We start from the raw sequence: 6249 nt of genomic DNA, 5'->3' as shown, positions 1-6249 counted from the left end.
ATGGCCAGGCGTCGCATCTGGTCCTGAGTTTCTCGAGAGAGCTTTCGGGCATCGATCTTTTTCATGTCCCTTTATATCGTGAATTTGATTGCCGCGTTAATAAGACTCCTGCAGGGCACATAGCCCTGCAGGAGCAAAGGCCTGTTCAGAACAGGCGGAAGTCCAGCGGGTACTCGAAGATCAGACGCAGCTCGTCGAGGTTGGCCTCGGCGGTGTGGTCGCCGCTGACCCGGTGGGTGGCGTGCCAGACGCGGAAGCTGAGGTCCCTGGCCGGGCCGCTCTGCACCACATAACCGAGCCAGATGTCGTTTTCCCAGTGACGGCCGTCGCGGGTGTTCTGGTAAGCGACGTAGTGCGGCCCGGCCTTGGTGCCGTCGATGTCGGTGCCGCGCATGTAGCGGGTGGTGAAGGTCAGGCCGGGAATCCCGAGGCCGGCGAAGTCATAGTCGTAGCGCGCCATCCACACCCGCTCGTTGGGGCTGTTGAAGTCGGAGGACTGGGAGAAGGAGTCCAGATAGAAGTCCCACGTGTTCCACACGTAGTCGAACGGCGTGTCGCCGTCGATGTGGGTACGCGCCACGGTGAAGCTGTGGGCGCCGACGTCGAGGCCGACATGGGCGCTCCAGGAGTCGTTGTTGATGTCGCCCATCAGCGACTTGCCGGTGTCGCGGGTGCGGTAGTACTTGGCGCCGGCCTTGGCGGTCAGCCCCTCGCGCAGCGGCTGGTTCCAGTCGATGCCGAGGAACGCCTGGTTCCAGACGTCGTCGAGCTTGCCGTGGTGCACGCGCAGGCGCAGCCGGTCGTTGACCTGATAGTCGGCGCCGAAGTAGACGAAGTCGTCGGCCTCCTTGAAGCGTCCGCCGTAGGCGGTGCCCAGGTCGCCCCGGTGGGCGGTGGCGGTACGGTCGGCGTTGGACTCCAGCTTGCCGGCCTGCAGGGTCAGGCCCTTGATCGAGGTGTTCATGACGGTGCCGCCGCGAAAGCTCTGCGGCAGCAGACGGATGTCGCTGGTGTTGACCACCGGGGTGAGAGGGCGGACGTCGCCGTAGCGCAGCTCGGTGTCGTCGAACAGGCGCATCTTCAGCGCCACGTCGACCCGGCCGAATTCGTCCTTGGGCTTGCCGTCGAAATTGTAGCCACGCCGCGGGACGATGCCGTTGCCCGCCATGCCGTTGCCGACCAGGCCGTCGCCGCCGTCCAGCTTGATCCCGAACTGGCCGCGCACGTCCAGGCCGAAGCCGACCACGCCCGGGGTGAAGCCGGACTCGAAGGTGGCGATCACCCCGTGCGCCCACTCGCTGCGGCGGGTCTTCTTCTCGCCGGTCTGCGGGTTGAGGGCGCTGTCGCCGTTGCGGAAGTCCTGGCTGAAGTAGATGTTGCGGTTGAGCACCTGGAAGGTGGAGCCCTCGAGGAAACCCTCCCTGTCGGCGGCGATGGCGGCCGTCGAAACGCCCAGGGCGAGGGACAGGGACGCGGCACAGGCTGGATTCTTCTTGTCGAAACGCATGGATTCATTCCTGTTGCTGGAGCATGACGAGGACGGAGCCGGCCGCGGATTGGCAAGACGGTGCCGCGTCCCGCAGTAATTGCACGGCGGGTCATACGTCGGTTTCGGTGGGTTGGGCGGACTGGCGCGGGGCCAGGGGCATAGCTGATCAGTCGTAGCAGCTGGAAGCTTGCGGTCGGGATCGTCGATCCATGTATCTACCTCGGGCCGGTCGCTCCGACCGTGTCTCGCTCTTGTTCTTGTTCTGCGCGCGGGCCCGCGAGGAACAGCGAAGCGGTGGCCGGCCCGGCAAGAATACTGCCCCTCCCCCCCCAGGTGCTCCCCCCCAGGTGGGTAGTTCGCAGGCCTCCCGATGGCCAACCGCCCGGCTCTGCGCCGTCGTCAGCCGCCACAGGCCGCTCATCTGGCGAGGCCGGGGATGTTCGCATGACCGGGCCGCGGCCGGGCTGCGATAAGACAGGGTAAAAAGCCACAGCAATAAAAATGATCATTTAAGCTTGCAATGGCAATTAACAACCAATGACTGACGCTATAACGGCAAAAACAACCAATTTTTAGCAAAAGCTTGCAACACGCACGGATGAAGCACTAGCGTGCACCCAACGAATGACGCCCGGCGCCGGTTTTTTCCGGCCTGCGCCCGCAAGCCCCTGGGAGATGCCATGACCATGCTCAAAAACCCGTCGCAGAAGTACCGCCCCTTCACCCCGATCGCCCTGCCCGACCGCACCTGGCCGGACCAGGTGATCGACCGGGCGCCGATCTGGGCCAGCTCCGACCTGCGCGACGGCAACCAGTCGCTGATCGAGCCGATGGATGCGGTGAAGAAGCTGCGTTTCTTCAAGACCCTGGTGCGGGTGGGCGTCAAGGAAATCGAGGTGGGCTTCCCGTCGGCCTCGCAGACCGACTTCGACTTCGTCCGCCAGCTCATCGAGGAGGGCCACATCCCCGACGACGTGACCATCCAGGTGCTGACCCAGGCCCGCGAGGATCTGATCGTCCGCACCTTCGAATCGCTCAAGGGGGCGAAGCAGGCCATCGTCCACTACTACAACGCCACCGCACCGAGCTTCCGGCGCATCGTCTTCAGCCAGGACAAAGCCGGGGTGGTAGAGATCGCCGTCAACGCGGCGAAGATCATCAAGCGCCTCGCCGAAGCCAACCCGGAAACCGCTTGGCGCTTCGAGTACTCGCCGGAAGTGTTCAGCTCCACCGAGACCGAGTTCGCCGTGGAGGTATGCAATGCGGTGGTCGCGGTGTTCCAGCCGACCCCGGAGCACAGGCTGATCCTCAACCTGCCGGCGACCATCGAGGCGGCCACGCCAAACGTCTACGCCGACCAGATCGAGTGGTTCTGCCGCCATGTGAACCGCCGCGACAGCGTGCTGGTCAGCCTGCACACCCACAACGACCGCGGCACCGGCGTGGCGGCCAGCGAGCTGGGCCTGATGGCCGGCGCCGACCGCATCGAGGGCTGCCTGTTCGGCAACGGCGAGCGCACCGGCAACGTCGATCTGGTCAACCTGGCGCTGAACCTCTACACCCAGGGCGTCGACCCCGAGCTGGACTTCTCCGACATCGACGCGGTGCGCAAGGTGGTCGAGGAATGCAACCAGCTGCCGGTGCACCCGCGCCATCCCTACGTCGGCGACCTCGTGCACACCGCCTTCTCCGGCTCGCACCAGGACGCGATCCGCAAGGGCTTCGCCCAGCAGGACCCGAACGGCATCTGGGAAGTGCCCTATCTGCCGATCGACCCGGCCGACATCGGCCGCAGTTACGAGGCGGTGATCCGCGTCAACAGCCAGTCCGGCAAGGGCGGCATCGCCTACCTGCTCGAGCAGGAATACGGCATCAGCCTGCCGCGGCGCATGCAGATCGAGTTCAGCCAGGTGGTGCAGAAAGAGACAGACCGCCTCGGCCTGGAGCTGAGCGCCACGCAGATCCACGCCCTGCTCGAGGTCGAGTACCTCAAGGCCGGCGCGCCCTACAGCCTGAAAGGGCATCGCCTGCAGGAGGAGAACGGCACCTGCGCGCTGGACGTGGAGGTCCTCGACAACGGCGAGAGCCGCCACTGGCGCGGCATCGGCAAGGGCCCGCTGGAGGCCCTGGTGGCCAGCCTGCCGGTCCGCGTGGAGATCATGGACTACCACGAGCACGCCATCGGCGCCGGCAGCAATGCCAGGGCCGCGGCCTACATCGAGCTGCGCCTCGACGGCCAGCGCCCGCTGCATGGCCTGGGCATCGACGAGAACCTGACCACGGCGAGCCTGCGCGCGCTGTTCAGCGCCCTGAACCGCGCCCTCGGCCAACAGGCGGCGGCAAGGGCGGCCTGAGCCGCCCCCAGGCACGACGGCTTTCGGCTCCCTCTCCCCTCCGGGGAGAGGGTTGGGGTGAGGGAAAAACGCACCTGCCTTTACCTCGGTCGGCTTGAAAAAGTGTCCTTGAGCAGGATGTAAACACTACAGCAGCGCCAGCCCAACCCACCAAAAGCACCACACAGGTGCCCTTCTCTCTTCCGGTTCCTGCCCAACCTCCATTCGTCAAAACGCATCGCCATGCGGGCCCAGCAGTATGCGGCAGCCCGCCTGACTTTCGCGCACCCCGGCTCCCCGCTCTCCCTGCCCGTCTCCGAGATATGCCAGATTTGTCTATCGGATCACAGTCTGCGTGGATTTCTTTCCATATCTGAGTAACATTCGGCCAATCAGCAAGGACGCTCGTACCACATCAATTACGAGAGTCCCATGCGCCGTTTCGTTCTCTTTCTGCTGTTTCTGCTGCCGTTCTCCCTGGTCCACGCCGACGCCCCACGCACCTTCCGTGAAGCGAAGAAGATCGCCTGGAAGATCTATGCCGAGCGGCCGGTGGATTTCTATTGCGGCTGCACCTACAAGGGCAACCGCATCGATATGGAGAGCTGCGGCTACCAGCCGCGCAAGCAGGCCAACCGCGCCGCGCGCGTCGAGTGGGAGCATATCGTCCCGGCCTGGGTGATCGGCCACCAGCGCCAGTGCTGGCAGGACGGCGGGCGCAAGAACTGCACGGCCAACGACCCGGTGTTCAGCCAGGCCGAGGCCGACCTGCACAACCTGGTGCCGGTGGTCGGCGAGGTGAACGGCGACCGCAGCAACTTCGGCTTCGGCATGCTGACCGAGAAGCCCACCCAGTACGGCGCCTGTCCCTTCGTGGTCGACTTCAAACAGCGCACCGCCATGCCGGCGGACTACAGCCGCGGCGCCATCGCGCGCATCTACCTGTACATGAGCCAGCGCTACCACCTGCGCCTGTCCAAGCAGGACCAGCGCCTCTACGACATCTGGAACCGCCAGTATCCGGTGAGCGAATGGGAGCTCTGGCGCAACCAGCGCATCGCCTGCGTGCAGGGCAACGTCAACCCGCTGGTCGGCGAAGTGGACCTGCGCAGCTGCAGGAAGAAATAGCTCGCCGCCGGCTGGCAGCCCTTGCCAGGCGGCCCGGACGAGTGCTAACTCCCGCCCTCCCCCGGCAACCCAGGCAAGCAACGCCATGCAGCGGAACAGACTTCTTGCGACCCTCGGCCTGACCCCGTCCTGGCCGCCCTGCTCGTTTCCGGCATCGCGCCCTACGACCGGGCCACCTGGCTGCTGGAAGTCGCGCCCGTGCTGATCGCCGCGCCGCTGTTAGCATTCAACCATTCGCGCTTCCCGCTGACGTCCCTGCTCTACCTACTGATCACCGCCCACGCCTTGGTGCTGATCCTCGGCGGCGCCTACACCTACGCGCGGGTACCGCTGCTTCTGGGTGCAAGAGCTGTTCGAGCTGAGCCGCAATCCCTACGACAAGCTCGGCCATTTCATGCAGGGCTTGGTGCCGGCGCTGGTCGCCCGGGAGATCCTGCTGCGCGGCCGCTTCCTCGCCAACGGGCGACTGCTGGCCTTCCTGTCGCTGTACGTGGCGCAGGCGATCAGCGCTGTCTATGAGCTGATCGAATGGTGGGTGGCGCTGCTCGCCGGGCAGGGCGCGGTGGAGTTTCTCGGCACCCAGGGCGATCCCTGGGACACCCCGTCGGACATCTTCCTCGCGCTGATCGGCGCCAGTGCCACCCAGCTCGGCCTCGCCCGCCTGCTGGACCGGCAGATCGCTGCGCTCGAGCGGTCAGCGCATGGCCGAAGGCAAGGTTAGCTCCTCGCCGGCCACCATGAACTTGCCGAAACCGCGATGATGCAGGGTGCGCGGCGCGCTCACCGACGGGTTGTGCCAGGCCTGCACCACCTCAAGGATGAAGAAGTTGTAGCTGCCGACCAGCTGACGGTCCGCCACTCGGCATTCGAGGTTGGCAAAACACTCGGCAATCAGCGGCGCCGCCACCTGCTTGGCCGGTCGGGCGGTCAGGCCAAACCGGGCGAACTTGTCCACCTCGCGTCCTGAGCAGTTGCCGCAGCCCACCACCTGCTCCACCAGCTCCACCGTCGGCACGTTGAGCACGCACTGGCCAGTCTCGCTCAGAGTGGCGAAGGAAAGGTCCGCCGCACTGACCACGCAGCCCACCAGCGGCGGCTCGAACTCCAGCATCGTGTGCCAGGACAGCGGCATCACGTTGGCCCGGCCACCGTGGGCGGTACTGAGCAGCAGCACCGGGCCGGGTTCAAGGAGGACGTAGACGTTGCCGAGGGGAAGCTGGGTTTTCATGAGGGCGCTCCAGGGCGGGGAAAGGTGGCGTTATCCAATCAACCATAGCCCCGTCTTGGTGGGCGTGAGGA

The 6249-nt window shown here is 65.5% G+C and carries 4 protein-coding genes and 1 pseudogene; 3 read left to right on the top strand and 2 right to left on the bottom strand.

What is annotated here, in order from left to right; translation table 11 throughout:
• Positions 1-145: 145 nt before the first annotated feature.
• The gene (locus tag ACYVD0_RS02775; protein WP_460425378.1) at positions 146-1507 is read right to left on the bottom strand and encodes an OprD family porin; all 1362 of its coding nucleotides are present in this window, start codon (positions 1505-1507) and stop codon (positions 146-148) included.
• A 662-nt stretch (positions 1508-2169) separates the two neighbouring features.
• On the opposite strand from ACYVD0_RS02775, the gene leuA reads away from it, so the two are divergent.
• The 3 genes and pseudogenes from leuA to ACYVD0_RS02760 all read left to right on the top strand — a co-directional run bounded on the left by leuA (position 2170) and on the right by ACYVD0_RS02760 (position 5671).
• Positions 2170-3843 (top strand): 2-isopropylmalate synthase, encoded by a 1674-nt coding sequence (leuA, locus tag ACYVD0_RS02770; protein ID WP_460425377.1) that lies wholly within the window; start codon positions 2170-2172, stop codon positions 3841-3843.
• 411 nt (positions 3844-4254) lie between these two features.
• Entirely contained in the window at positions 4255-4950 is a 696-nt protein-coding gene (locus tag ACYVD0_RS02765) for an HNH endonuclease family protein (protein WP_460425376.1), read from the top strand.
• Positions 4951-5035: 85 nt separating this feature from the next.
• A pseudogene (locus tag ACYVD0_RS02760) lies at positions 5036-5671 on the top strand (DUF2238 domain-containing protein).
• Here the strand turns inward: ACYVD0_RS02760 and ACYVD0_RS02755 are convergent.
• Positions 5645-6178 (bottom strand): flavin reductase family protein, encoded by a 534-nt coding sequence (locus ACYVD0_RS02755; RefSeq protein ID WP_460425375.1) that lies wholly within the window; start codon positions 6176-6178, stop codon positions 5645-5647. The pseudogene ACYVD0_RS02760 and the gene ACYVD0_RS02755 sit on opposite strands and share 27 nt — an antisense overlap.
• Between the last annotated feature and the right edge of the window lie 71 nt (positions 6179-6249).

This window comes from Azotobacter armeniacus (genome assembly GCF_054779355.1).
This window is presented reverse-complemented; position numbering and strand designations above follow the sequence as displayed.